27 protein-coding genes and 3 pseudogenes are annotated in these 22,051 nt (G+C 67.8%); 11 read left to right on the top strand and 19 right to left on the bottom strand.

Annotation, left to right across the window (positions count from 1 at the left end; translation table 11 throughout):
* Window positions 1-64: 64 nt before the first annotated feature.
* The 5 genes and pseudogenes from GNX96_RS62750 to GNX96_RS49620 form a co-directional block, all read right to left on the bottom strand.
* A pseudogene (locus GNX96_RS62750) lies at window positions 65-298 on the bottom strand (hypothetical protein); the annotation flags it as partial.
* A gap of 108 nt (window positions 299-406) precedes the next feature.
* Window positions 407-1,005, bottom strand: a pseudogene (locus tag GNX96_RS07120) (response regulator).
* Window positions 983-2,188: a sensor histidine kinase gene (locus GNX96_RS07115; protein WP_163567464.1), complete on the bottom strand. Its 1,206-nt coding sequence runs from the start codon at window positions 2,186-2,188 to the stop codon at window positions 983-985. The pseudogene GNX96_RS07120 and the gene GNX96_RS07115 overlap by 23 nt, the downstream one beginning before the upstream one ends.
* A gap of 64 nt (window positions 2,189-2,252) precedes the next feature.
* Entirely contained in the window at window positions 2,253-2,639 is a 387-nt protein-coding gene (locus GNX96_RS07110) for a VOC family protein (protein ID WP_163567463.1), read from the bottom strand.
* 65 nt (window positions 2,640-2,704) lie between these two features.
* Window positions 2,705-3,163 (bottom strand): excalibur calcium-binding domain-containing protein, encoded by a 459-nt coding sequence (locus GNX96_RS49620; RefSeq protein ID WP_279579637.1) that lies wholly within the window; start codon window positions 3,161-3,163, stop codon window positions 2,705-2,707.
* Between the two features lie 213 nt (window positions 3,164-3,376).
* Here GNX96_RS49620 and GNX96_RS07100 point away from each other — a divergent pair, with 213 nt between their 5' ends.
* Window positions 3,377-3,796, top strand: a complete 420-nt coding sequence (locus tag GNX96_RS07100; RefSeq protein ID WP_163567462.1) for a hypothetical protein — start codon at window positions 3,377-3,379, stop codon at window positions 3,794-3,796.
* Window positions 3,778-4,014, top strand: coding sequence for a hypothetical protein (locus GNX96_RS07095; RefSeq protein ID WP_279579636.1), 237 nt, complete (start codon window positions 3,778-3,780; stop codon window positions 4,012-4,014). The genes GNX96_RS07100 and GNX96_RS07095 overlap by 19 nt, the downstream gene beginning before the upstream one ends.
* Here GNX96_RS07095 and GNX96_RS07090 read toward each other — a convergent pair whose 3' ends face one another.
* Entirely contained in the window at window positions 4,015-4,587 is a 573-nt protein-coding gene (locus tag GNX96_RS07090; protein WP_163567460.1) for a cob(I)yrinic acid a,c-diamide adenosyltransferase, read from the bottom strand.
* Window positions 4,588-4,601: 14 nt separating this feature from the next.
* Window positions 4,602-5,339 (bottom strand): tetratricopeptide repeat protein, encoded by a 738-nt coding sequence (locus tag GNX96_RS07085; protein WP_279579635.1) that lies wholly within the window; start codon window positions 5,337-5,339, stop codon window positions 4,602-4,604.
* Between GNX96_RS07085 and GNX96_RS49615 the strand changes: the two genes are divergently transcribed.
* The 4 genes from GNX96_RS49615 to GNX96_RS07075 all read left to right on the top strand — a co-directional run bounded on the left by GNX96_RS49615 (window position 5,332) and on the right by GNX96_RS07075 (window position 7,349).
* Window positions 5,332-5,541, top strand: coding sequence for a hypothetical protein (locus GNX96_RS49615; protein ID WP_279579634.1), 210 nt, complete (start codon window positions 5,332-5,334; stop codon window positions 5,539-5,541). The genes GNX96_RS07085 and GNX96_RS49615 overlap by 8 nt on opposite strands.
* Before the next feature lie 497 nt (window positions 5,542-6,038).
* Window positions 6,039-6,272, top strand: coding sequence for a DUF5994 family protein (locus GNX96_RS62745; protein WP_390623941.1), 234 nt, complete (start codon window positions 6,039-6,041; stop codon window positions 6,270-6,272).
* On the top strand, window positions 6,187-6,462 hold the full coding sequence (locus GNX96_RS07080) for a DUF5994 family protein (RefSeq protein WP_279579633.1): 276 nt from the start codon (window positions 6,187-6,189) through the stop codon (window positions 6,460-6,462). The genes GNX96_RS62745 and GNX96_RS07080 overlap by 86 nt, the downstream gene beginning before the upstream one ends.
* Window positions 6,463-6,482: 20 nt before the next feature.
* Complete coding sequence (locus tag GNX96_RS07075) at window positions 6,483-7,349, top strand: slipin family protein (RefSeq protein ID WP_163567458.1); 867 nt, start codon at window positions 6,483-6,485, stop codon at window positions 7,347-7,349.
* 50 nt (window positions 7,350-7,399) lie between these two features.
* Here GNX96_RS07075 and GNX96_RS49610 read toward each other — a convergent pair whose 3' ends face one another.
* The 5 genes from GNX96_RS49610 to GNX96_RS07060 form a co-directional block, all read right to left on the bottom strand.
* Window positions 7,400-7,951, bottom strand: coding sequence for a methylmalonyl-CoA mutase family protein (locus GNX96_RS49610; protein ID WP_279579632.1), 552 nt, complete (start codon window positions 7,949-7,951; stop codon window positions 7,400-7,402).
* Window positions 7,948-8,955, bottom strand: a complete 1,008-nt coding sequence (locus tag GNX96_RS49605; RefSeq protein ID WP_279579631.1) for an acyl-CoA mutase large subunit family protein — start codon at window positions 8,953-8,955, stop codon at window positions 7,948-7,950. Before GNX96_RS49605 ends, GNX96_RS49610 begins: the two co-directional genes overlap by 4 nt.
* Before the next feature lie 174 nt (window positions 8,956-9,129).
* Window positions 9,130-9,594, bottom strand: coding sequence for a class I SAM-dependent methyltransferase (locus tag GNX96_RS49600; RefSeq protein WP_279579630.1), 465 nt, complete (start codon window positions 9,592-9,594; stop codon window positions 9,130-9,132).
* Window positions 9,595-9,596: 2 nt separating this feature from the next.
* Window positions 9,597-9,890 (bottom strand): class I SAM-dependent methyltransferase, encoded by a 294-nt coding sequence (locus tag GNX96_RS49595; protein ID WP_279579629.1) that lies wholly within the window; start codon window positions 9,888-9,890, stop codon window positions 9,597-9,599.
* 30 nt (window positions 9,891-9,920) lie between these two features.
* The gene (locus GNX96_RS07060; protein WP_279579628.1) at window positions 9,921-10,244 is read right to left on the bottom strand and encodes a MarR family winged helix-turn-helix transcriptional regulator; all 324 of its coding nucleotides are present in this window, start codon (window positions 10,242-10,244) and stop codon (window positions 9,921-9,923) included.
* Between the two features lie 337 nt (window positions 10,245-10,581).
* On the opposite strand from GNX96_RS07060, the pseudogene GNX96_RS07055 reads away from it, so the two are divergent.
* Window positions 10,582-11,330 (top strand): annotated as a pseudogene (locus GNX96_RS07055) (DUF2127 domain-containing protein); the annotation flags it as partial.
* On the opposite strand, the gene GNX96_RS62740 reads toward GNX96_RS07055, so the two are convergent.
* Window positions 11,221-11,787 carry a PPOX class F420-dependent oxidoreductase gene (locus tag GNX96_RS62740; RefSeq protein ID WP_390623947.1) on the bottom strand — a complete coding sequence of 189 codons (567 nt, stop codon included), beginning with the start codon at window positions 11,785-11,787 and terminating at the stop codon, window positions 11,221-11,223. The pseudogene GNX96_RS07055 and the gene GNX96_RS62740 sit on opposite strands and share 110 nt — an antisense overlap.
* 107 nt (window positions 11,788-11,894) lie before the next feature.
* Window positions 11,895-12,326, bottom strand: coding sequence for a YybH family protein (locus GNX96_RS07045; RefSeq protein ID WP_313885604.1), 432 nt, complete (start codon window positions 12,324-12,326; stop codon window positions 11,895-11,897).
* 184 nt (window positions 12,327-12,510) lie between these two features.
* On the opposite strand from GNX96_RS07045, the gene GNX96_RS07040 reads away from it, so the two are divergent.
* From GNX96_RS07040 to GNX96_RS07025, 4 genes are all read left to right on the top strand, one after another.
* Window positions 12,511-13,857 (top strand): ABC transporter substrate-binding protein, encoded by a 1,347-nt coding sequence (locus GNX96_RS07040; RefSeq protein ID WP_163567456.1) that lies wholly within the window; start codon window positions 12,511-12,513, stop codon window positions 13,855-13,857.
* A gap of 168 nt (window positions 13,858-14,025) precedes the next feature.
* A complete protein-coding gene (locus GNX96_RS07035; protein WP_163567455.1) occupies window positions 14,026-14,835 on the top strand; it encodes a carbohydrate ABC transporter permease in 810 nt (269 codons plus the stop codon).
* Between the two features lie 72 nt (window positions 14,836-14,907).
* Entirely contained in the window at window positions 14,908-15,666 is a 759-nt protein-coding gene (locus tag GNX96_RS07030) for a carbohydrate ABC transporter permease (RefSeq protein WP_163567454.1), read from the top strand.
* Window positions 15,667-15,838: 172 nt separating this feature from the next.
* Window positions 15,839-16,078: a hypothetical protein gene (locus GNX96_RS07025; protein WP_163567453.1), complete on the top strand. Its 240-nt coding sequence runs from the start codon at window positions 15,839-15,841 to the stop codon at window positions 16,076-16,078.
* Window positions 16,079-16,237: 159 nt separating this feature from the next.
* On the opposite strand, the gene GNX96_RS07020 is transcribed toward GNX96_RS07025, so the two are convergent.
* From GNX96_RS07020 to GNX96_RS07000, 5 genes are all read right to left on the bottom strand, one after another.
* On the bottom strand, window positions 16,238-17,101 hold the full coding sequence (locus GNX96_RS07020; protein WP_163567452.1) for an ABC transporter substrate-binding protein: 864 nt from the start codon (window positions 17,099-17,101) through the stop codon (window positions 16,238-16,240).
* Window positions 17,102-17,182: 81 nt separating this feature from the next.
* The gene (locus tag GNX96_RS07015; protein WP_279579735.1) at window positions 17,183-17,944 is read right to left on the bottom strand and encodes an ATP-binding cassette domain-containing protein; all 762 of its coding nucleotides are present in this window, start codon (window positions 17,942-17,944) and stop codon (window positions 17,183-17,185) included.
* Window positions 17,945-17,949: 5 nt separating this feature from the next.
* Complete coding sequence (locus GNX96_RS07010) at window positions 17,950-18,789, bottom strand: ABC transporter ATP-binding protein (protein WP_163567451.1); 840 nt, start codon at window positions 18,787-18,789, stop codon at window positions 17,950-17,952.
* Complete coding sequence (locus GNX96_RS07005; protein ID WP_163567450.1) at window positions 18,786-19,964, bottom strand: FtsX-like permease family protein; 1,179 nt, start codon at window positions 19,962-19,964, stop codon at window positions 18,786-18,788. Before GNX96_RS07005 ends, GNX96_RS07010 begins: the two co-directional genes overlap by 4 nt.
* Window positions 19,961-21,901 (bottom strand): hypothetical protein, encoded by a 1,941-nt coding sequence (locus tag GNX96_RS07000; protein ID WP_163567449.1) that lies wholly within the window; start codon window positions 21,899-21,901, stop codon window positions 19,961-19,963. The genes GNX96_RS07005 and GNX96_RS07000 overlap by 4 nt, the downstream gene beginning before the upstream one ends.
* Window positions 21,902-22,051 lie beyond the last annotated feature (150 nt).

Here is a 22,051-nt window from a genome sequence, read left to right as displayed (position 1 = left end):
CCCGGCTGCCGTCGCTGGCCCGCAGCGTCCCCTTCCACCGGGCCGCCGGCTGGGGTGGCCGGAAACGATTGTCGCCGGTGGGTGGCGCCGCGTACGGGATTCCCTTGTACGTGCAAAGGTTTCCGGCCGTGACACCGGCGATCCGGCCGACCGACGTGGTGATCGTACAGTTTCGCTGGCCGGCGGTGAGCGCATCGGCGTCAGCCGGAGCACCGCAGCCGGCGGTGAAAAACCCGGCCGCCAACGTCAGTCCGGCCGCCGCAGCGGCTGCCCGGCGCCAGCGGGTCAAGGTGAACATCAAAGGTCTCCCCAAAGTAGTCGGCACGACGCCGATAGTGGCCCGGCGGACGGTCCGTCCGGATCGCCGACAGGAGCGAACCTCGGCTCAATCTGCGAGGGGAAACGGTCAGGCGCCAGCGATGACCAACCCGGACTCGTACGCGAAAACGACCGCCTGGACACGGTCGCGAAGGTCGAGTTTGGTCAGCAATTGCTGACATGCGTCTTGACGGTGTGCTCGCTGACCGTCAGTTCGGTGGCGATCTCGGCGTTGGAAAGGCCCTGCGCGACGAGCCGCAGCGTGGCCAACTCGCGGTCGGTCAGGTGCGCCAGCTTCGCGGTCAACCGCGGCACCGGCTGGCCGCGCTGAACCAGGTCGGCGATGAGCCGGCGGGTCACTGTCGGCGCCAGCAGCGACTCGCCGGCGGCCACCACCCGGACCGCGTTGACCAGCTCATCGCGGCGGATGTCCTTGAGCAGGAAGCCGCTGGCGCCGGCCCGAAGGGCGTCGTAGACGTACTCGTCCAGGTCGAACATGGTCAGCACGAGCACCTTCGCGGTGGTATGCCGGCAGATTTGCGCAGTCGCCTCGACGCCGTCGACATTCGGCATCCGTACGTCCATAAGGACGACATCAGGGCGGACCTCCAGAGCAACGCGGACGGCCTCGGCGCCATCGCTGGCCTCACCCACCACGGTGAGATCAGGCTGGGCGTTGAGGATCATGCTGAAGCCGCCTCGGAAGAGGTCCTGGTCGTCGACGACGAGTACGCGAAGCACGAGCAAGTCCTACCTGATGGGCAGCGTCGCCGCGACGGCAAAAACCGGCACAGTCCGGCCGCTGTCCAGCTTCCAGAGTGCCTCCGCAGGCCAGCACTCGCTCACGCATGCCCAGCAACCCGTACCCACCGCCGGCCGAAGCCGTGCCGCCCTGCCCATCGTCTCGCACTTCGACCAGCAGAACCTCCACTGACCAGCACAAACACACCTCAACACGGCTGGCGCGAGCGTGCCTGACCACGTTTGTCAGGGCTTCTTGGACGACTCGGTACGCGGCGAGATCGACATCGGCGGGCACCTTGCGCGCCTCCCCCACGACCTCGACCGACACGTCCAGGCCAATCCGCCGAGTCTGCTCGATCAGGCCAGCCAGCGCATCGATGCCCGGCTGCGGCTGCCGGGCGGCCGGCTCATCCGCCGATCGGAGGAGCGCCCCGAGCGCGCGACGCAGCTGCCCGACCGCGGCCCGACCGGTGTCCGCGATCGCGTCGAAGACCGCCTCAGCCCGGTCAGGGTCGGCTCGTACGGCCAACGGCCCCGCCTCGGCCTGCACCACCATGATCCCGACGGAATTCGTGACAATGTCGTGAATGTCGCGGGCGATCCGGGTCCGCTCGCGGATCACCGCGGCGGCCTGTTCCTCCTGGAGCCGGGCGGTCCGCTCGCGCAGCACCGCGGCCTGGGCCGCGTGGGCCCGCGCGCTGATGCCCAGCGCGTAAGCGGCCACGTACGCGACGCCGAGGTAGCGCGCCACGCTCAGGTCCTCGCCGGGCACGACAACCGAAACCGCGATGCCGATGATCGTCGCCACCACGCCCCACCAGCGCACCCGCGGCCGGCTCAACGCGGCCACCGTGTAGAGGCTCACCAGCCCGCCGACCGGCAGCAGCGGCGGCACATTCGCCAGCGCCTGCGCGATAATCGCCCAGCCGACCACCGCGCCGGTCCGGATCGGGAACCGGCGTCGCCAGAACAACGGCACGGACGCCAGCACGGCCAGCCCCACCGACCACCAGGTAGGCCAGCCGGCGACCGGGACGGCGGTGGCGACGAACGCGATCACCACCAACGCGGCATCCACCGCGACCGGCGGAATCCCCCGCAGCCATCGGCTCAGTCTCTCGGTCACACCGCAGTATGCGGCCGCGCGGTCGCTCGGCGCCTCCCGCGCCAGAGCGAACTGGCACTCGCTCCTAAGCCGGACCGCTGCCGTACGCTCGGGTCAGGATCTCCAGGCTGTGGCCGTTCGGGTCGTCCCAATAGACGCCGCGGCCGCCGTCTCTGGTGTTGATCTCGCCGGGCGTGCCGTGCCCCGGATCGGCCCAGTAGTCCAACCCGCGCGCGGTGATCCGGCCGAAGATCTCGTCGAACTCCGTCTCACTCACCAAAAACGCATAGTGCTGGCCACGAACTTCCCCGTCGGTGTCCAGAAAATCCAGCGTCACGTCATTCGCCGGTTGGACCATCATGAAGGGCCCGAAAGCCTCCGGCGCTGGCAGGCCAAGGATCTCCGCCATGAACCGCGCCGACGCCTTCTTGTCATGCGCCCAGACGATCGTGTGGTTCAACTGCACGGCCATCGCGTCTTCCCTTCCTGGGCGGGACAACTTCCCCCCACCTTAACGCGCGTGGCCGACCTCGTCGGTCAGGTTTCGCAGGCGATGCCGTCGTGGTCGCGGTCCAGGGCCGAGCGATAGCCGGGCTGGCCGCGATAGAGCGGCGCCTTGCCGGCGGCGCGTACGGCCGTGCAGTTCTGGTAATACACCGAGGATTCGCCGGAATCTCCGGTCGTACTCGAGCCGCCGCCGTCTCCCCGAGGTGGTGCCAGCGCCGGCGGCCGGCGGGGCGAGCGACCGAGCCGGCACCGGTGCTGGCGGAGGTGGTGGTGGTGGTGGGAGGGAGGGAGAGGCCGGACGGGCGAAGGGGACGACGCGGACGGCGACGGGGGCTTTGATGGCGACGGCTTCGGGATGGCGCTCGCCGCCGGAGCCACCGGCTTGTTCCCCATCATCGAAACGAAAAAGCCGCCGCCACAGCACAGCAGCACGATCCCGACAACGGCCGCGATCACCACGATGAGAATGTTCCTGGTTCGGTCCTGCATGCCGTCAGGGTCACCCCGGCAACGGTGACGCGGCGGCCCTTTCTCGTTGATCGAGCCACAAAGTCGTACCCGTAGGGCCAAAGTCCCCTAAGCTCGAAGTCCAAAAGCCCCTAAAGATGTGGTTTTTCGCAAAAAGCACCACATAACAAGGCCGGAGGCATCACTTGTCGTCATCGCGCCATTACCGTCGATTGCGACAATAGGTGGGGTTTGGTGGCGATCGCCGGCTCGAGTAGGGTCCCGGGGCGTGAGCGGCAGTCGGCGGTTGGCCCTGATCGGTGTTGTTCTTGTTGGCATTCTGGTGAATGTCGGTATCTGGTACGGTACGGCCTGCCACAGCTTTTAGGGACGACCCAGGTCGCGGTCGCGGACACCAAACCTGCGCCCCAACCGACCGGGACACAGTCGTCCGCCGCTGGCGCCGACACTGGCCGGCTCGACCCCAGTGGCGTTGGCAGTGGCACGCCCGATCCCAGCCATCCGGGCTCTCCGGTCGCCGGTGGCCCGGGCAGCCCGGCGGCCGGCGGCACGGCACGCCCGGCGGTCCGCAGCCGCCAGCAGGATCGGGACACCAGCCACCGCCCTCCACCCGGCCCAGCCCGCCACCGCCGGTGGTGCGTACACAGCAGGTGACCGCGCAGCATGGCTCGGCGACTTTCAGATACAGCAAGGGATCCCTGGACGTGATCGGCACCGAGCCGGCGGACGGCTACCAGGTGAGCGTCACCCGGCTCTCGCCCACCGAGATGGGCGTGCAGTTCACTGCCGGCAAACAGAAGGAAACGATCCTCGCCGCCGTCGATGACTCCGGGACCTTCAAGTCCGGGGTCATCGAGTCGAACGGTCAGTAATCAGCCTTTCTTACCTGGCTGCCAAAGGACGTCGCCGGTGTCCAGATTGGCCGTACGAGCAAGGATAAACAGCAGGTCGGACAGCCGGTTGAGATAGTGACCGGTGAGTGGGTTGGTCACCGCCGGCTCCGCTTCCAGCAGCGCCCACACCGATCGCTCGGCGCGCCGGGTGACCGTACGAGCCGCGTGCAGCAGCGCACCGGCGGGCGAACCGCCGGGCAAGATAAACGACCGAAGTTTTGGCAGCTGGTCGTTGAAAGTGTCACAGTGGCCTTCCAGTCGCTGGACATACGCCTCGGTGATTCGCAGCCGGTCGTCGCCCTCAACGATCGGCGTGCAGAGGTCGGCGCCCACGTCGAAGAGGTCGTTTTGCGCCTCGATCACCACCTTGCGCACGTCCTCGGCCGGATTTCCCAGCGACAGCACGACACCGATGGTGGCGTTGGCCTCGTCGGTGTCCGCATATGCGGCGAGCCGGACCGACGTCTTCGGGACCCGGCTGCCGTCCCCGAGACCGGTCGTCCCGTCGTCGCCAACCCGCGTGTAGATCCGGCTGAGCACCAGGTCCGCCATTTACGTGCCTCCGATTAGAAGAGTGCGCTCGCGAGATCGCGGCGCGCCTTCGCCACTGCCGGGTCGTCCGGCGAGGCGACTTCGAAAAGCTTCAGCAGGTGCTTGCGGGCCGCGTCCCGGTCGTCGCCGGCAGTCCGGCGTACGGCCCGGATCAGCCGGGCGAAGGCCGCCGGGGCCTCCCCCTGCACCAGCTCGGAGTCGGCCGCGAGGGTCTGGGCGGCCACGTCGTCGGGAGCGGCGTCGGCGTCGGACACCGCGGCCGCGAGGTCGACTCCGTCGATCCGCAGGAGCAGGTCGGCCTGGGCGATCCCGGACTTGGCCACCGGGTCGTTCGGCAGGTCCACCAGCACCTGTTCGTACAAAGCCTTGGCCGCGGTCAGGTCACCGGCCGCCATCTGGTCGTCGTCTGCGGCCTCCAGCCGCGGGTCGATCGGCGGGCCGGCCTCGCCGGCCGGGCCAGCGCCCGGCTCGACACCGCCAGCTTGCAGGACCGCGGCGATGAACTGGCGCGCCTCAGCCTCCCCGATGGCGCCCTGGAAACCCTCCATGAGCTGGCCCTTGATGACCGCCATCACGGTCGGGATGCTTTGGATCTGGAGCGCCTGCGACAGCCGTGGGTTGGCGTCGACATCGACTTTGACCAGCACCCACGAGCCGCCACCCTCGGCAGCGAGATTCTCCAGCGTGGGCGAGAGCGTCTTGCACGGCTGGCACCAGTCGGCCCAGAAGTCGATCACCACTGGCGTGGTCATCGACCGGTCGATCACGTCAGCCTGGAAGCTGGTCTCGGTGGCGTCGATGACGGTCAGCGGGGCGTTCGGGTCGGCGGCGGCGTCCGGAGCCGCCGCGCGGTGCCGGCCGGTGTCGGGTGCCGCGTGCCGGGCGCCGTTGCCAGCCGGCCCCGGCCGGGGCCGCCGCCGGACCGGCCAACGACGAGAGGTCTACCGCTCGTGAGAAGGCCGCCGACATCGCCGCGGCCTGCCGAGGATCTGGACGAGTCATAAGGACGATTCTCCCACCGTCGCCGGAACCGCTGCCCAGTGGTCCGGCCGACGGTGCATGCCAAAACTTTACACAAACTCGCTCAGGCAAATTTATAGGAGTAGTGTCAACGTCATCCGGGAAGCGAAGACATCCCACCCCTGAGGTGCCCCTGCCGGGCCGGCCTGAGGAAAGTGGTGGGATTTGTGATAGCCGTCCGCGTTCGTACCCATCCGGATGTCCGAGATCCTCGCTCAGGACCACTGCGCCGTACGACGGAGTGGGTCGGATCGGCGACCGCCAAGGCCGCGAGAGTCGTCGCCACGCTCATCGCACGGATCGCGCCATCGCGCCGTGCCGTACGCACTCCTCGTCGATGACGGCACGGCCCCGGCCGGCAGAAGGACCGAGAATGACAATTGAAGACAGCACATCCACACGGCTACGCCTGGAACCGCCACGCTCCCCCCATGGGTCCGCTGGACGGCGCGTGGTGGCCTCGATCGGCCGATCCGGTCGCCGAGCTGCCGCCGCTGATCCGCGCCGTCGAGGTCAGCCGCGGCAGGATCACCCATCTCATGCTGCAGGCCGAAGGTTGGCGGAGCCCAGCCGCGGCGGATGACCGTGGACGGCCGAGTGATCCGGCTGGGCTGGTTCACTTCCGGTCCCGCTGGCCTGTTGACCACCACGAACAGCGGCCGTGACCGGGTCGACCTGCTGGTCGTTCCGCCGACTCTGTCCAAGGCCGCCGCCGCGGCGGCGATGGCTGCCGCCTCGGATCCCACGAACACCTTACGTACCCCCGAAATCCTCGCTGCCGTGAACACGACCGATCCTGCCGCGCTGGACCGGTGGGAATCCGACGGCGGCCACCTTCGCACCGCCGCGGCTTAGTTCGCCGGAAAGGAAATCTCATGCAACTGCCACTGATCCTGTTGGCCGCCATCGTGGTGCTCGCACTCATCTATTTGTCCCGGTCACTTCGCATCGTCACCCAGTACGAGCAGGGAGTGCTGTTCCGGCTGGGCAAGATCCAGGGAATCCGCAAACCCGGGCTCGCCGTCATCGTGCCCGGCGTGGACGTGCTGCGTCGGGTGTCCCTGCGAATTGTCACGATGCCCATTCAGTCGCAGGGAATAATCACCCGTGACAACGTCAGCGTGGACGTGTCCGCGGTCGCGTACTACCGCGTCGTGGATGCGGTGAAATCCGTGGTAGCGATAGAAAACGTCGGCGCCGCGATCAACCAGATCGCGCAGACCACGCTGCGCAAGGTGGTCGGCCAGCACACCCTGGACCAGACGCTGTCCGAGACCGACGCGATCAATATCAACATCCGGGAAATCCTCGACGTGGCAACGGAGGAATGGGGCGTAGTCGTCACGCTGGTGGAGCTCAAGGACATCCAACTGCCGGACAGCATGAAGCGGGCGATGGCGAGGCAGGCCGAGGCCGAGCGGGAGAAGCGCGCGAAGATCATCGCCGCCGAAGGCGAGTCGCTGGCCGCGGCCGCGCTGGGCGAGGCGTCGGACGTCATGATGGCCCACCCGCTCGCACTCCAGTTGCGAAACCTGCAGAGCCTGGTCGAAATCGGCGTCGACAAGAACACCACGGTCGTCTTCCCGGCCCCGCTGATGAGCACCATCGGAGAGCTGGGCGCCTTCCTGGCCCGCGAGACCGCGGCCGGCGCGAGCATCACCCCGCACGCACCGACGACGGTGACCAAGGCCGCCGTTCCACCGACCAACTCGCACACTCCGCCGCTGTCCCCGGTGAAGTAGGGCCAGAGAAGAAAAGCCCGGCCACTGTGGCCGGGCTTTTCCGCGTCCGCTCAGAACCGGGCAGGCTCGACGTACGCTCCCCACTGGTCTTTAAGCGCGCCGCAGATCTCGCCGACGGTGGCCTCCAGTCGTACCGCCGCCATCGGCGGGAGCAGGTTTCCATCCGTATGCGACACCCGCACCATCTCGGCGAGCGCGGCTCGTACCGCCGGCTCGTCGCGGGATTTCTTGCGATCGGCCAGAACCTGGACCTGGTCGCGCTCGACCTCGTGGCTGACCCGCAGGATTTCCAGGTCACCGGTGATCGTGTCGGTGTTGGTGTTGACGCCGACGATCCGCTTGTCGCCCTTTTCCATCGCTACCTGGTAAGTGAACGCGGAGTCGGCGATCTCGCCGGTGAACCAGCCGTCCTCGATGCCCCGCAGGATGCCGGACGTCATCGGACCGATCTCGTGCTGCTTCTCGTCGCCGCCACCCATTCGCATGATCTGGGCGAAAATCTTCTCGGCCTCGGCCTCGATCTTGTCGGTCAGTGCCTCCACGTACCAGGAACCACCGAGTGGATCGGCGACATTCATCACGCCGGTCTCCTCGCCGATCACCTGCTGAGTGCGCAGCGCGATCTCGGCTGACTCGGCGGCGTGGGCAGCGCGAGCGTCTCGTCCAAAGCGTTGGTGTGCAACGAGTTCGTGCCACCGAGGATCGCCGCGAGGGCTTCGACCGCGGTGCGTACGACATTGTTGTACGGCTGCTGCGCGGTCAGGCTGACACCGGCGGTCTGGGTGTGGAACCGCAGCCACTGCGCTTTCGCTGTCTTCGCGCCGTAAACATCGCGCATCCAGCGCGCCCAGATCCGCCGGGCGGCCCGGAATTTCGCGATCTCCTCGAAGAAGTCGATGTGACTGTCGAAGAAGAAACTGAGACCCGACGAGAACTTTTCGACGTCCAGGCCACGGGACAGGCCGAGTTCGACATAACCAAAACCGTCGGCGAGCGTGAACGCCAACTCCTGCGCGGCGGTCGCGCCGGCTTCGCGGATGTGGTAGCCGGACACCGAAAGTGGCTTGTACGCGGGAATTTCCGCCTGGCAGTATTCCATCAGGTCGCCGATCAGCCGCAGGTGCGGCTCCGGCTTGAACAGCCATTCCTTCTGGGCGATGTATTCCTTGAAAATATCGGTCTGCAAGGTGCCGTTGAGCTTGGAGATGTCAGCGCCCTGCTTTTCGGCGGCGACAACGTACATGCAGAAAAGTGGCACCGCCGGGCCGGAAATCGTCATCGACGTGGTCGTGTCCGCCAGCGCGATGCCGTCGAACAGCACCTCCATGTCGGCCAGCGAGTCGATCGCCACCCCACAGTGCCCGACCTCACCGAGGCTGCGCGGGTCGTCCGAGTCACGGCCCATCAGCGTCGGCATGTCGAATGCCACCGAGAGACCGCCGCCACCGGAGCGCAGGATCATCTTGTAGCGCTCGTTGGTCTGCCGGGCGTTGCCGAACCCGGCGAACTGCCGGATCGTCCACGCGCGGCCGCGGTAGCCGGTCGGATAGAGGCCGCGGGTGAACGGGAACTCCCCCGGCCAGCCGATCCGCTCGAAGTCCGGCACGTCGGCACCCTCGGGCGGCCCGTACGCGGGATCGACTCCATCCCGGACAGCGTGCTGAAGTCGGCGTCCCGGACCGCTGACGCCTCGTACCGCTCCCGCCAGCGTCTCCGCCCGGCCTCGATCTCTTCACTCATCGCATGCCTCCTGAGAAAATACTAGGATGTCCTAGTAATTTCAGCCAGTGGGATGCGACCTATCTCTCAGAGGCTGCCCGAAGGCCACCAGCCGGTAGCGCGGATCGGCCCGGGCCACCTCCTGATGGGGCAGCGCGGCAAGCGATCTGTCCAGCTCAGCCGCCTGATCGGCGGTCATCGTACGCATCCAACGGATGGTGCCGGCGGCCAACCAGCGGCGCCACTGCGCCGGCGCAACGCCCTGCCCGACGCCGCTGAAGGTCGTCTCACCCACCAACTCCAACCCCCTGAGCAGGCCGGTCACGGTGGCGAAGTCGTCGAACTCCACGTGCCTCGCCCGGTCTGGTCTCGCGCGGGCCAGGCTCGCCGCCAGGTCGCTGTCCATTTCGAAGTGGCCATCGTTTTTGTTGACCGTCAACACGAGCACCCCACCGGGCCGAACGACCCGGACCGCCTCGGCGAGCACCGGCCCCGGGTCGTCCAGCAGGTGAACCAGCCAGATCATCGTCACCGCGCGTCCACCGAACCGTCCGCGAACGGCAGCGCCCGCGCATCTGCCCGTACGACCCGCCCGCCGAGCCGGGCCGCCGCGATCCGCAGCATCCCCGCCGCCAAGTCGATCCCGACCGCTCGCACGCCGCCGATCTCGCTGGTCACGAAGCCAGTGCCACATGCGACGTCCACCAGCGTCCGAGTGCTCGCCGGCAACAACCGGCCAACCGCGCCGGCCGCCTCGCGCGCCCTCGGAAGCCCACCGCGAGTCGCGTCGTACCGCGCCGCTTCGGCGTCGTAGTCCAGCACCCCTCACCCTCCCGTTCGTCGGCGTCTGGATCACTCCGACGAGGTGAAGTCACCAGCCGCGGACCGTACGTCCCGAAGCCGCTCGAAGAGCAACGAACGGTCCTGGTCGTCGAGCGCGTCCAGGCCGAAGTCGATGGCCATCAGATCCTTGGTCGCCCGGCGGACCACGTCACGGCCAGTGTCGGTGAGCGTTGCGAGGACGCCGCGGCCGTCGTCCGGGTTGCGGCGGCGTGCGACCAGGCCGGCAGTGACCAGCCGGTCGATGATGTTGGTGACGCTGGTCGGGTGCACCTGCAGGCGCTCGCCGATCGTCTTCAGAGACAGCGAGCCGGTACGGGAGAAGTCCAGCAGCACACAACGCCTCATAACGGGCGAAGGTGATCTCGTACGGACGCAGCACCGCGTCATAGCGGGCGAGCAGGATCTGCTGGACCCGCATCACCGACGTGGCGACTCGCATCGCCTCGGCCGGCCCCGTACCGGCGGGCCCAGATGTCGCCGGCGCGTTGGATCGGATCGAACGGCAGGCCAGCCCCGGATTCCACGATGCAACCCTAGGCCAGTCGATTGACAGGGTGGCGGATCGATCAGCCAGGAGTCGAGTCGCGATCCATCGGCCGGCCGGCGCCCCATCGCGCAAACAGGTGGCGGCAGGTACGGCCCCGCAAAAGCAGACCTCTACCCTGGCCAAGTGGACTGGAGCTTGCGGGCCTGCGGCCGGCGCGGACATCTGACGTACCGGCCAACAGAGACGGACCTGGCCGACCGGCTGACCGCCGACACCGCGATCGGTACGGTCTGGCGCTGCCTGCGGTGCGGCGACTTCGTGCTGAGCGAGCCGAAGCTGACCGGGCCGGCCAACGAGGCGCCGATCGTGCTGCGCGGCCCTGCCCTACGCGACGCGGTGATCCTGCGGCTGTTGTCCGCCGAGCGGGCGATCCGCGGCCTGTTGTTGCTGCTGGCGGCCTATGGCGTCTTCGAGTTCCGGACGGTCAAGGGCTCCCTCCAGATGGCCTTCGAGCAGTATCTTCCGCTGGTCAAGCCGCTCGCCGACCAAATCGGCTACGACCTGACCAACGCCGGCCCCCGGTGCGGCTGATCGAGGGCGCGTTCTCGGTCAGCGCCAACGCACTCATCTGGATCGCTCTCGGCGTGCTCTTGTACGCGCTGCTTCAGCTGACCGAGGCGACCGGCCTCTGGTTGCTCAAACGCTGGGGTGAGTACGTGGCGGTGATCGGCACGTCGCTGTTCCTGCCGCTGGAGATTTACGAGCTGATCGAGAAGATCACCGTGATCCGGATCGGCGCGCTGCTGATCAACATCGTCGCGGTCATCTACCTGGTGTGGACCAAGCGGCTCTTCGGCGCCCGCGGCGGCCGCGCCGCGCACGAGGCCGAGCGGCACAGCGAGTCCGTGCTGGAGGTCGAGCAGGCGGCACTGAAGGCCAGCACCCCGGTGCCCGCCACCACCGACTAGCGCGGCCCGATCTCCAGATAGGCGATGGTGTCCGGCCCGTCCAGGAGGCTGGTGTACAGCCGCCGGACCAGGCCGTTGTTGGCCTGGATGATCCGCTCCACCGCGGCGCCTTCGGCCAGATCGAGCACCGCGCGACACCAGCCATCGGCGGGCCGGTCGGCCGGCCACGGCTCGTGCAGGGCGCCACCAGGACGGCCGGCTCCCGACGGATCCGGCGGGTCTTGTACGCGTCGATGCCCGTCTCCACGTAGACCCGGTCGCCGGCCGCGCCGAACCAGACCGGCGTCGGCACCGCGGTCCCGTCCGCGCGATAGGTGACCAGCAGGCAATAGCGGTGTCGGCGCAGCGTACGCACATCCCAAGGGCGCACCTCCGCCGTCGTCACCGTCCCAGCGGCCGGATGCCCCAGCCGCTGGAGCATCCCGACCAGCGCCTTGCCAACACGCTCGTACCGGTATCCGCTGCCCGCTCGTACGGCCATCAGCACTCCTCGCTCGACTAGTGAGAGTGTTCCCTCACCATCGGGCATTAAGGAAGACGACGGTCAGCCGCCGGCCGTGTCGTCGGGGGTGGCGTCCGGGAACGAGTGGTGTTCGTGCGCGACAACCCAACGCTGTTCTCCTTACGTAGCCCCAAAGTTAGCCACACCCGGTGCTCTGGATGGGCCGCGAGGTGTGCCGGCGCGCCGCACAGCAAGAGGGCGTATGCGAAAGCGACGTCGTCGCCGGCGACGATCTCCAGCGACTCGATCTCGAAGCAGGCAATGCGCTGCCACTCGAAGAAGCCCGGCCACGTCTCGCGGTAGGCGTCGATGCCACGGACACCTTCGTACGGCGGAGGTATGTCGAACATAACGATGTCGTCGGTGTGGTCCGCGAGCACTCCGGCCATGTCCCCTGCGTGTACGGCGGCGGCCCAGCGCTCGATCAATGTCCGGATTTGTTCCTCGTTGGTAGCCATTGTCATCCAGTCTTTAGCCGTCGACGTTCGGTGTTACAACTACGACCCGGGCCGATCGGAGAACTCATCGCGCTCCGGGCGGGTCTTGCCAGCCACCTTCGGCGGCCCTACTATCTCGGACTATCGGAAAACGTTTACGCTATTTCGAAACTAGGTGCCGCCGTGATGGGTCGTGGGGTCGCAGATGGATATCTCTGAACCTTCGCGCGAGCTCGGGTTGAGCCGGCGCGGATTCCTCGCCGCCGCGGCCGGGGGGGGGGCGCTTGGCATGACCGGCTTGGCCGGCTGCGGCGCGGCCGGCGACGGCGGCATCTCGTTCTGGAAAACGCCGGTCGGCGACCTGCCTTTCGAGCAGTCATACAACAAACAGCTGATCGTGGACTTCGCCAAGGCCAACAAGAACGCCAAAGTGAATTTCCTGATCATCCCGTGGGACAGCGCGCTGCCGAAATACACCGCCGGTTACGCCGGCAGCAACCCGCCCGATGTGGCGTACGAGATCCTGCCGTGGATGAACAAGTTCCGCGGCACCGGCGCGCTCACTGACCTACGCAAAATCGACCCAGGCGTGGAAAAATACTTCCAGAATGTGCCACAGAGCGCGATCGACGGCTGCTCGGGACCCAACGGTGAGCGCTTCGGTGTGCCGTTCGCGGCCGGCCATTTTCGGCCTGACGCTGAACGAGGAGATCTGGGAAAAGGCCGGCAAGCCGACCCTCCCGGTGACGTACGAGGACATCATCCCGTTCGCCCGGAAACTGACCTTCGACAAGGCCGGCAAACGACTCGGCGAGGCCGGCTTCGACCCGAAGAACATCGCCCACTGGGGGATGACCTGGGCCGGCTCGACCGGCGCCGAAACGAACTACATCTGGAACTATCTCTGGGCGTACGGCGCCGACATTGTCAACAAAGACAAGAACGACATCGGCTTCGGCGGTGCGCAGGGTCGTGCCGCGTTGACCCACATGAAGAAAAACTGGTCGATTCCGGCGCTACCACCCCGATGGGCCTTTACAGCGACCAGGACGCCTGGAATGACCTGATGTTGCAAGGAAAATCCGCCCTGCAGTGGATGGCCAACATCAGTCCCACTCAGCAGAAGGCCTACGCCACCCGATTCCGGGTGCTCGACCTGCCCAAGGGTCCGGCCGGCACGTTCGTCGTCGGCGGCTGCGGCTACTACGCGATTTCCAGCAAAAGCAAGAACAAGAAGGGCGCGTACGCGCTGCTGCAGTTCCTGTTCGACGACACTCGCCGGAAGGACTACATCCGCAGCATCCGGGTCTACCCGTTCGGCGACCCGCCGGCCGGTTACTACAGCGGAGTCGGCGACAAACGGGTCGAGGACTATCTCACCGCGGTCGGCGCGCAGACCAAGTACGTGCGGCTCACACCGGTGCTGCCGTACGACCCACAAGACTACATCCTGGGCAAGTTCAACGACTTCTTCCTCGGCCGGAGCAGCCTGGACGACATGCTCAAGGACACCTCAGCACACGTGAAACAGCTGGCATCGACTGCCCGCTAGCCGCACCGGAAAGGACACCGAGGTTTTGGTCAGCGTCCAGGAGACGAGGCTTTCCCCAGCGGCGCCGGAAAATCTGCCAGCGCGCCGGCGCCGCCGCCGGCGGTCGGCCGCGCCGCCACCTACCGGGACGCCGCCCTTTTCCTGCTGCCCAAGGCCCTGCTCTTCGGAGTGTTCATCCTGGTCCCGTTCGTCTACACGTTCGTGCTGGTTTTTCAGGACGGGTCACTGCTGGGCGATTTCCGGTTCGTCGGACTGGCCAACTTCGCCACCATCCTGTCCGACTCGCTTTTCCTGAGCACGCTGAAGAACACGCTGCTCTTCCTGGTGATCCTGGTGCCGCTGACGATGACCGTGCCGCTCGCGGTCGGCGTCCTGCTCTCCAGCAAACTGGCCGGTCTGCGGTTCTACCGCTCGCTGATCTACCTGCCGTCGCTGCTGTCCATTGTGGCCACCGGGCTGATCTGGCGGGTGCTGGTGGATCCGCAATCCGGCCCGTTGAACCTGTTTTTCCAGCGCGTACTGGACATCGAGGTGCCGTGGCTGTCCAACGGCACCTTCGCGATCTTCTTCATCGCGGTCATTACCATGTGGTCCTCACTCGGCTTCAACTCGATCATTTTCATGGCCGGGCTGAACGACATCCCGGACGAACTGGTGGAGGCCGCCCGCATCGACGGCGCCGGCATGTGGCGTACTTTCTGGAGCATCAAGCTGCCGCTGCTGCGACCGGTCATGCAGTTCGTGCTGATCCTCACCACGATCGCGTCGGTGCAGGTGTTCGACGTGATTTTCGTGATGACCAAAGGTGGTCCGGGCACCGCCACCTACACCGCGATGTGGTACATCTACCAAAACGTCTTCAACGGCGGCTCGGTCGGCTATGCCGCCACCATGAGCGTGATCCTGCTGCTCCTCACCCTGGTGATCTCGGCTTTCTACCTGCGTGCCACCCGATCGGACGGTCGCGGCCGTGGCTGACAGCAGCAAAACCCTCCGCCGCTACGGGCGTCAGACAGTTCTGCAGATCTTCGCGATCATAGTGACTTTCGCTTGTGTGGCACCGATCGCGCTGATCGTCTTCGCGTCTTTTCGGGACGTACACACCTTCAACGACCTGAGTCTGAGCTTTTTCCCGGCTGGAGCCTCGCCGGCTATCAACAGCTCTTCGCGCTCGGCACCATCCAGACCTGGTTGTTCAACACAGTCTTGGTCTCCACGGTCGGTACGGTGTTGACCGTACTGGTGGACCTGATGGCCGCTTTCGCTTTCAGCAAGCTGAAATGGCGCGGTCGCGACTCGGTTTTTCTGCTGCTGATCAGCACCATGATGTTGCCGTTCTCGGTGACGCTGGTGCCGACGTACCTGATCGCGAACAGTCTCGGGCTGACCGACAACTACGCGGCGCTGATCCTGCCCGGGCTGTCCGCGCCGCTGGGTACTTTCCTGCTCCGCCAGTTCGTCCGCGGCATCCCGGACGAACTGCTGGAGTCGGCCAGGGTGGACGGCGCCTCCAACGCCCGGATCTTCGTCTCGATGATCGTGCCGCTGTCCGCCCAGCCGATGGCCGTACTGGCGATCCTCACCTTCGTGGCGAACTGGAACAACTTCCTCTGGCCCCTGTTGGTGATCCAGACCGACAGTCTGAAGACGCTGACCGTCGGCCTCGCGACCACGAGCACCGAGTTCAGCGTCGACCTGTCGTCGCTGACCGCGACCACGGTGATCAGCCTGGTCCCGATGGCCATCCTCTTCTTCGCCTTCCAGCGCTACTTCCTGCGTGGCGTGACGGCCGGCGCCGTCAAGGGCTAGCTCCGCGTTTCCGCAGCTCAGCGGCCTGAGCGCGACACCTGGGTAGTTCGCTGGAGGAAAATGAGTACGTGCTACTCATGCGCCCGGCTGCCCGAACAGGCAAGCTCATGCCCAGAGTGGACGGGCGCTTGGCTGGTGGCCCGTCGGGACGGTAGCGAGGGGTGGACCGGCAATGTTGCTGAGAGCGCTGATAGACCGCGATGGCGAAGTGGTGGGCGTGAGCGCCGACTTCGACGAGACTCCGCAGGCGTACGACCCGCCACACCGGCCGGGTGACCGGATCAGCACGCTGCGGATCCCGGACCCGGCCGGTGACGTGCCGCTGCTCGAGCTGCACCGCCGGCTGTCGTACGACCGCACCACCGGGCAGCTGCGGCTGGCCAGCTGCCAAGAGGCGGTCTGCGCTAGTTAGGACTTCCCAACGGCGATCTTGAGGGCCGGCTCCAGTTGGCCGAGCAGCCAGCGCACGCCGAGCACTGACGGGTAGCGCAGGACGCTGATGGTTTCGAGGTCGGTGCTGAAATACCGTTTGTCGCGGACCGCGGCGAGCCCCTTGAAGACCGCGTTGCCTTCAAAGGTGGTTTTTCGCGGCCGGGCTGGGAAAACCGACGATCAACAGATCCGCGTCCAACAGGTCCAGCTGCTCCATGCTGAGCTGCCCGGTCAGCTTGCCGCCGCCGGCCGGCCGGACCTTGTCGATCGACGCCGGCAGCCGCATCCCCAGCTGGACGAAGAACTTCACCGCGAAGTCCGCCTGCGACACCAGGGTGAAGACATCCGGGGCGTACACCACCGAGGCGGTAAAGGTTTTTCCTGTCAGCGCGTACCTTTTCGCCGCCGCGGCAACGGCTGCCTCGGTCTCCCGAATCGCCGTCTCGGCCACCGCCGGCAGCCCGACCGCCTTGCCCGCGAGCCGCGTGAGGTCCTGCCAGGAATCGGTGCCCCAGCCCGTCAGGTAGCCGATTGTCGGCGCTATCTGGGACAGTTTCCGGTAGTCCTCGGCCAGCTTGAAGTGGGTGGTCGCGAGGATCAGATCCGGCCGCAACGCGGCCACCTTCTCGAAGTCGACCCCCTTGCCGATGCTCAGCAGCTGGGTCTTCTTCAGGTCGATCTTCTCCTTCAGCCAGGGGAAAACCCCGGCCCCGTTGGACTCGTCCCTGGACACCCCGACCGGCGCCACTCCCAACGCCACCAACGCGTCGATGTCGCAGGACCCGGTCCCTATCGCGATCACCCGCCGCGGCTTGCGCGCGATCGTTGTCGTCCCGAACTTGTGCTTGATACTGACCGGAAACCCCGGATCCGCCCCGGCCGCCGACGTACCGGCCCCACCACCACACCCAGCCAGCGTCCCCGCCACCGCGAGTCCGCCCAGCCCACCCAGCAGTCCACGCCTGGTCACCGCTTCCGGCAGGGCGACGAGCTGCGAAGTCATTCGACCTCCTCCAGTCCACAGGGCTCCCACGAGCCTATGAAGATAGGTTAGCCTTACCTACTCTCTTTTCCGTACCTTGACTCACCTCGATGCCACCGGTGAGGACCAGATTTCGTCGAGTGCGGGACTTTGTCCCACGCTCGACGCCGAGTGTGGGGGGGTTTGTCCCGCAGTCGACGACGGGCCTGTTGCCGGTGGGGCTGATGTGACCACTGAGGTGTCGGAAATCAGGAACGGACCAGGGTGGCTTGGCCGTCGGCGATGTGGAGTTCGGCGTCGCAGACGTCCGCGGCTTCTGGGTCGTTGGTGGCGAAGACCACGGCCGCGCCGGGTACGGGCGTGGGCGCTCAGGAGTTCCAGGACGAGTTGGCGGTTGGTGGCGTCGAGTTCGCTGGTGACCTCGTCGGCCAGCAACAGGGCCGGTGCGACCGCCATGCCGCGGGCCACCGCGACCCGCTGTTGCTGGCCTCCGGAGAGTTCTTCCACCAGCTGGTCGGCGTGTGACGTGAGGCCGACCGCCGCCAGCGCCGCACCGGCCCGGTCACGGGTCTCGGCGGCGGCCAGGCCGCGGGCGAGCAGGGCGACCTCGACGTTCTCGGCGGCGGTCAGCACCGGCACCAGGCCGTTGTCCTGCGGCACCAGGGCCACCTCGGCGGGGGCGCAGCCGTCCAGGCTGATCTGGCCGCTGGCGACCGGAAGCAAGCCGGCCACTGTCCACAGCAGCGTCGACTTGCCAGCGCCGGACGCGCCGGTGACGGCGACCAGCTGGCCCGGCAGCACCCGCAACGACACCCCTACCAGCACGTCCCGCCCGCCACGCTGGACCGTTACGTCCTCCACCACCGCGCTCAAGAGCCCTCCCCCGTCGGTTCCAGCAGCACCGAGCCGTCCCCCCCCTGCAGTCGTACGCGCACCAGCGTCCCTGGCGGCAGCGCGGCCACCACGTCCAACGGCAGGGTCAGCGAGCCGCCCCGGCCGACCACCGCGAACTCCTCGCCGCTGCGACCCTCGGCGCCGACCCGGCCATCCCGGATGGTGACCGTACGACGGACCCGCTCACTGACCTCCGGGTCGTGCGTGACCGCCACCACCGTGGTGCCGCGTACGGCGTTGACCTGCGCCAACGCGTCCAGCACCTCCTCGCGGGCGTCGTGGTCGAGCTGGCTGGTCGGCTCGTCGGCGAGCAGCAGGCCGGGCGAGTGCGCCACCGCCACCGCGACCGCGAGCCGCTGTCGTTGGCCGGGGGTCAGCACCTGGAACTTCTCCCGCGCGAACGACTCCAACCCGAGCAGGTCCAGCACTTCCTCCGGCGCATCCAGCTCAGCGCCCCTGGGCGCCGCCCGCTGCGCGAACCGGACGTTGTCGTACGCCGTCAGATAAGGCAGCAGATTGCGGCTGGCCCCCTGCAGCACCACCCCGACCTCGGCGGCTCGCATCCGCTGCAGCTGGGCCGGCGACATCGACTCGACAGCGTGCGCGCCGATCCGCAGCCGACCGGCGCTGGGCCGAAGGACACCGGCGAGGATTGACAGCAGCGTCGACTTGCCGGCGCCGGACGGTCCCAGCAGCGCGACCGACTCACCGGCCGCCACCTGCAGGTCGATGCCGGCCAGCGCCACCACCTCGGTGTCCTCGGCGCGGTAGATGTGCACCAGACCCTCACAGGACACCGCCACACCGCTGCTCATTGCTGCCCCTCCTGTACGCGCCGGATAGTCCCACCGCGTTCGGACCGGACCGCCACCAACAAAGCCACCACAGTCAGTACGGCCGCCGCCAACATCGCGGCGCCCAGCGGCCACGCCGGGCCGGGCAGATAGACCAGCCGCGGAAAGGGCGGCGGATCGGAGAACACCGGAATGGCCGGCAACGCGAGCGCCGCGCCGACCCCGCCGGCCACCAACCCGGCGACCACCCCCGCCAACGCCGGAGCCAGCTGCTCCAACCGGGCCGCTCCACGCAGCACCTGATCGGACACACCGGTCAGCCGCAGCACCCCGAACTCGTACGCTCGCACCCGGCCGTCCAAGTACGCCGCCACCACGATGGCACCACCGGCGAGCAGCAGCGCGGCCACCGCCGCGACAAGGTACATCCGCAGCGCGAGCGTCGGGCCTTGGCCGTCCAGCTGCGCCAGCCGGCCGGCGTACGTCGTCTCGGACAGTGTCTCGATGCCGGCGGCGGACAGGTTCTTCAGCACCGACGCGGGCGCGTCCGGCGCGAGCCACACCTCGTCGGTGAGGCTGACCCGGCCGTACGTGTTCGACACCCGGTCGAGGTAGGCCAGGTCCGCCATCAGCACCGATCCGCTGACGCTGGGTACGTAGTCAGCGTGCGCGGCCACCAGGTACGTGTGTGTCTGCACCGAGAAGTCCGGACCCGCCACCTTCGACCCGGGTTTGCTCAACCCACTGTTGTCGCTGTCCGGGTCGGGCGCAGCGGTCGGCGGTGCCGGAAGCACGTCCGTGGAGCTGTCCGTTGGCGCCTCGGCCGGCACCGGTGGCGGCGCCGTACCAGCCAGCACTGCCGGGATCGGCGACGGTGTGTCGGCCCGCGCGGCATAGATCTGCTCGCCGCCGTCGCTGTTGAAGCTCACGGTCAGGGTGGAGTCGCCGCTCAACGTGGCGTGCGGGGAGCTGAGGCCGCTGTCCGGTGTCCGCCACCCGTTCGCCGCGGCGAACCCGGTCACTGGGCTGCCCCCGTCGGTCAGCCCAGTGACTTGTACCTGTCCGGAGATGGTCAGCAGATCCAGCGGATCACGCTGGATCTGCAGGCCGTCGAACCGGCAGCCGGCGGCGCAGCCGGGCAGCGGCGCCCGGAGCGTCTGGGCTCCCTGCCGGAGAGCGCCCATCGGTACGTTCACCGGCTGTCCGTGGTTGTCGCGCAGCGACGACACCTCGAGGGTGAGCGGCCGCGCGCCGACTTCAGCTGGTCTCCTACCACCCGCAGCGCCAGCTCCGGGCCGTGCATCAGCAGCGGCGTCGCCGGCGCCGGCTTCGACAACGCCTGGGCGATCGCCGCGACCGGCTCGGTGAGGCCACCGCGATCCCACCGCGCGACGGCCGCCAACCGGCTGGAGTCCACCCCGAGGACGGCGTTCACGCTGCCGCTCTGTCCGACGGCGAACTGGACGGCGGCCATCGCGTACTGCCCGGTCGGGTCGGCCTTGCGGACGGCCTGCAGCAAGTCCAACTCGCTGCTCGCCCGTACCGTCAGCACCCGGTCCGCGCCCACCTCCGCGGCCGCCCGGGCCTGCCGGTCGGAGGCGGCGGTATCCCAGGCGATCGAGGAGAAGAAGAGCAGCGCGACGGCGACGGTGACCACCAGGATCGACCGTCGGCCACTGGCCCGGCGCTCCAGCGGAGTCCATCCGAGCATGCCGACCAGGTTGGCGCGCGTACGAGCCGTGATGCGCTGCCACCGCGCCAGCAGAGGCAGCAGGCGGGCCGCCCCAATGCCCATCACGACGGCCACCATCGCGGGCGCCACCAGCGCCAACGGCGACGCCGAGCGGCCTCGGTCGGTCAGCAGCTGGACCAGCGCGGCCACCGCCAACGCGACCACGATGCCGTCCGCGATGCCGGCCCGCAGGCCGTGCCGGCGCGCCGGCACCCGGCGCAGCAGGTCGGCGACGCTGAGCCCGAGCACCCGGCGCCCGGCGATGGCCGCGGCCACCAGAGCGCCGGCCAGCGCGAGGCCGGCCACCACCCACACCGGCAGCCGCAGCTCGACGTGGATGCCCGAAGCCAGCAGGCCGCGGGCCACCAGCTCGGTGGCCAGCAGACCAAGCAGCAGGCCAACCGGGCCTGCGGCCAGCACCAACAGCAGCGACTCGGCCAGCCCGAAAGCGGTCACCGACCTGCCGCGATGCCCGCGTAACCGGGCCAGTGCGATCTCCGGCCCGCGTACGTCGGTGGCGTCCGAGACCACCAACATCAGCACGAACCAGGCGATCAGCACCAACTCGGCAGCCACCAGCGGGATCGACAGCGCGACCAGCCGGCGACCGACGGTGACCGGGTCGACCACGGTCTGCAGCTGTTCGCTAACGGCGTAGCCGCTGCCCTTCATCGTCGACTCGACGCCCGCGTACTTGCCGAGGAGGCGGTCGATGTCGTCGAGCCGGACCTGGTCGACCCGCATCGCCACATCCGCGACGACGGTCAGCTCTCCCGGCAGACCCCCGAGCAGGTGTTCCCCGCCGAAGACCGCGTCGACGCCCTGAATCGTGGTCTCCCGGTCCAGGTTCACCAGCCGGAAGTCGAAGTACGGCTGCGCCAGCCAGTACGGCTCTTCCGGGTTCACCGGCTCGTACAAGCCGGTGACCGGCACAGACTTCGGCGACCCCGCGGTCTTAAGACCTTTCAGGTCGAGCTTGCTCCCGACGTGCATCCCGGTGGTCGCGGCCGAGCGTTTCGAGATCACCACGCCACTGTCGATATCGCAGGTGCCGGCGACGATCCGGAGGTGAGCGCACGCGCCGTCGCGGTAGACCACGGTGGTGGCTACCAGCTCGGACTTCGCATTGGTGAAGCCGGCGACCATCTCCAACCCGCCCACCGGCTTGGCCAGCAACGGGTCCACGGCTCCGGCATTGGCCACTTCGCTACCGACCACCGCAGGCGACTCGCTGTGCGCGTCAATGCTGATTTCCGAGCCTGCCGTGACGTACCGCAGCGGAAGGTAAGGACTCGAGACGCGGATGCCCACGATCGACGCCGGTGCCGCGCGCAACGCGCTGACCAGCAGAGACTGCTCCGCGGCTCGGGCGTACGCCGGACCCACGACGGCCGCGGTCATGGCGATCACCGCTACCGCGAAAAACCGTGAGGGAACGCCCCCGCCGATACAACAGACCCCGTACCGCCACCGCCATCGGCCCCATGCCAGGACACCCTCGTCTGACCCGCTAGCCTCGGCCGCCCCCGTAACCCGATCGTGCTCTCGCCG

The organism is Fodinicola feengrottensis, assembly GCF_010993775.1.
Classification (GTDB): Bacteria; Actinomycetota; Actinomycetes; order Mycobacteriales; family HKI-0501; genus Fodinicola; species Fodinicola feengrottensis.
Note: the sequence above shows the minus strand (reverse complement) of the source record. Positions and strands in the feature narration are given on the sequence as shown.

What these genes read in the sequence shown, in the direction of transcription:
- GNX96_RS07110 (WP_163567463.1), bottom strand. Translation starts at nt 2,639, where the DNA reads ATGGCCGTGCAGTTGAACCACACGATCGTCTGGGCGCATGACAAGAAG.
- GNX96_RS49620 (WP_279579637.1), bottom strand. Translation starts at nt 3,163, where the DNA reads ATGCAGGACCGAACCAGGAACATTCTCATCGTGGTGATCGCGGCCGTT.
- GNX96_RS07090 (WP_163567460.1), bottom strand. Translation starts at nt 4,587, where the DNA reads ATGGCGGACCTGGTGCTCAGCCGGATCTACACGCGGGTTGGCGACGAC.
- GNX96_RS07085 (WP_279579635.1), bottom strand. Translation starts at nt 5,339, where the DNA reads ATGACCACGCCAGTGGTGATCGACTTCTGGGCCGACTGGTGCCAGCCG.
- GNX96_RS62745 (WP_390623941.1), top strand. Translation starts at nt 6,039, where the DNA reads ATGGGTCCGCTGGACGGCGCGTGGTGGCCTCGATCGGCCGATCCGGTC.
- GNX96_RS07080 (WP_279579633.1), top strand. Translation starts at nt 6,187, where the DNA reads ATGACCGTGGACGGCCGAGTGATCCGGCTGGGCTGGTTCACTTCCGGT.
- GNX96_RS07075 (WP_163567458.1), top strand. Translation starts at nt 6,483, where the DNA reads ATGCAACTGCCACTGATCCTGTTGGCCGCCATCGTGGTGCTCGCACTC.
- GNX96_RS49600 (WP_279579630.1), bottom strand. Translation starts at nt 9,594, where the DNA reads ATGATCTGGCTGGTTCACCTGCTGGACGACCCGGGGCCGGTGCTCGCC.
- GNX96_RS62740 (WP_390623947.1), bottom strand. Translation starts at nt 11,787, where the DNA reads ATGCTCCAGCGGCTGGGGCATCCGGCCGCTGGGACGGTGACGACGGCG.
- GNX96_RS07045 (WP_313885604.1), bottom strand. Translation starts at nt 12,326, where the DNA reads ATGGCTACCAACGAGGAACAAATCCGGACATTGATCGAGCGCTGGGCC.
- GNX96_RS07040 (WP_163567456.1), top strand. Translation starts at nt 12,511, where the DNA reads ATGGATATCTCTGAACCTTCGCGCGAGCTCGGGTTGAGCCGGCGCGGA.
- GNX96_RS07025 (WP_163567453.1), top strand. Translation starts at nt 15,839, where the DNA reads ATGTTGCTGAGAGCGCTGATAGACCGCGATGGCGAAGTGGTGGGCGTG.
- GNX96_RS07020 (WP_163567452.1), bottom strand. Translation starts at nt 17,101, where the DNA reads ATGACTTCGCAGCTCGTCGCCCTGCCGGAAGCGGTGACCAGGCGTGGA.
- GNX96_RS07010 (WP_163567451.1), bottom strand. Translation starts at nt 18,789, where the DNA reads ATGAGCAGCGGTGTGGCGGTGTCCTGTGAGGGTCTGGTGCACATCTAC.
- GNX96_RS07000 (WP_163567449.1), bottom strand. Translation starts at nt 21,901, where the DNA reads ATGACCGCGGCCGTCGTGGGTCCGGCGTACGCCCGAGCCGCGGAGCAG.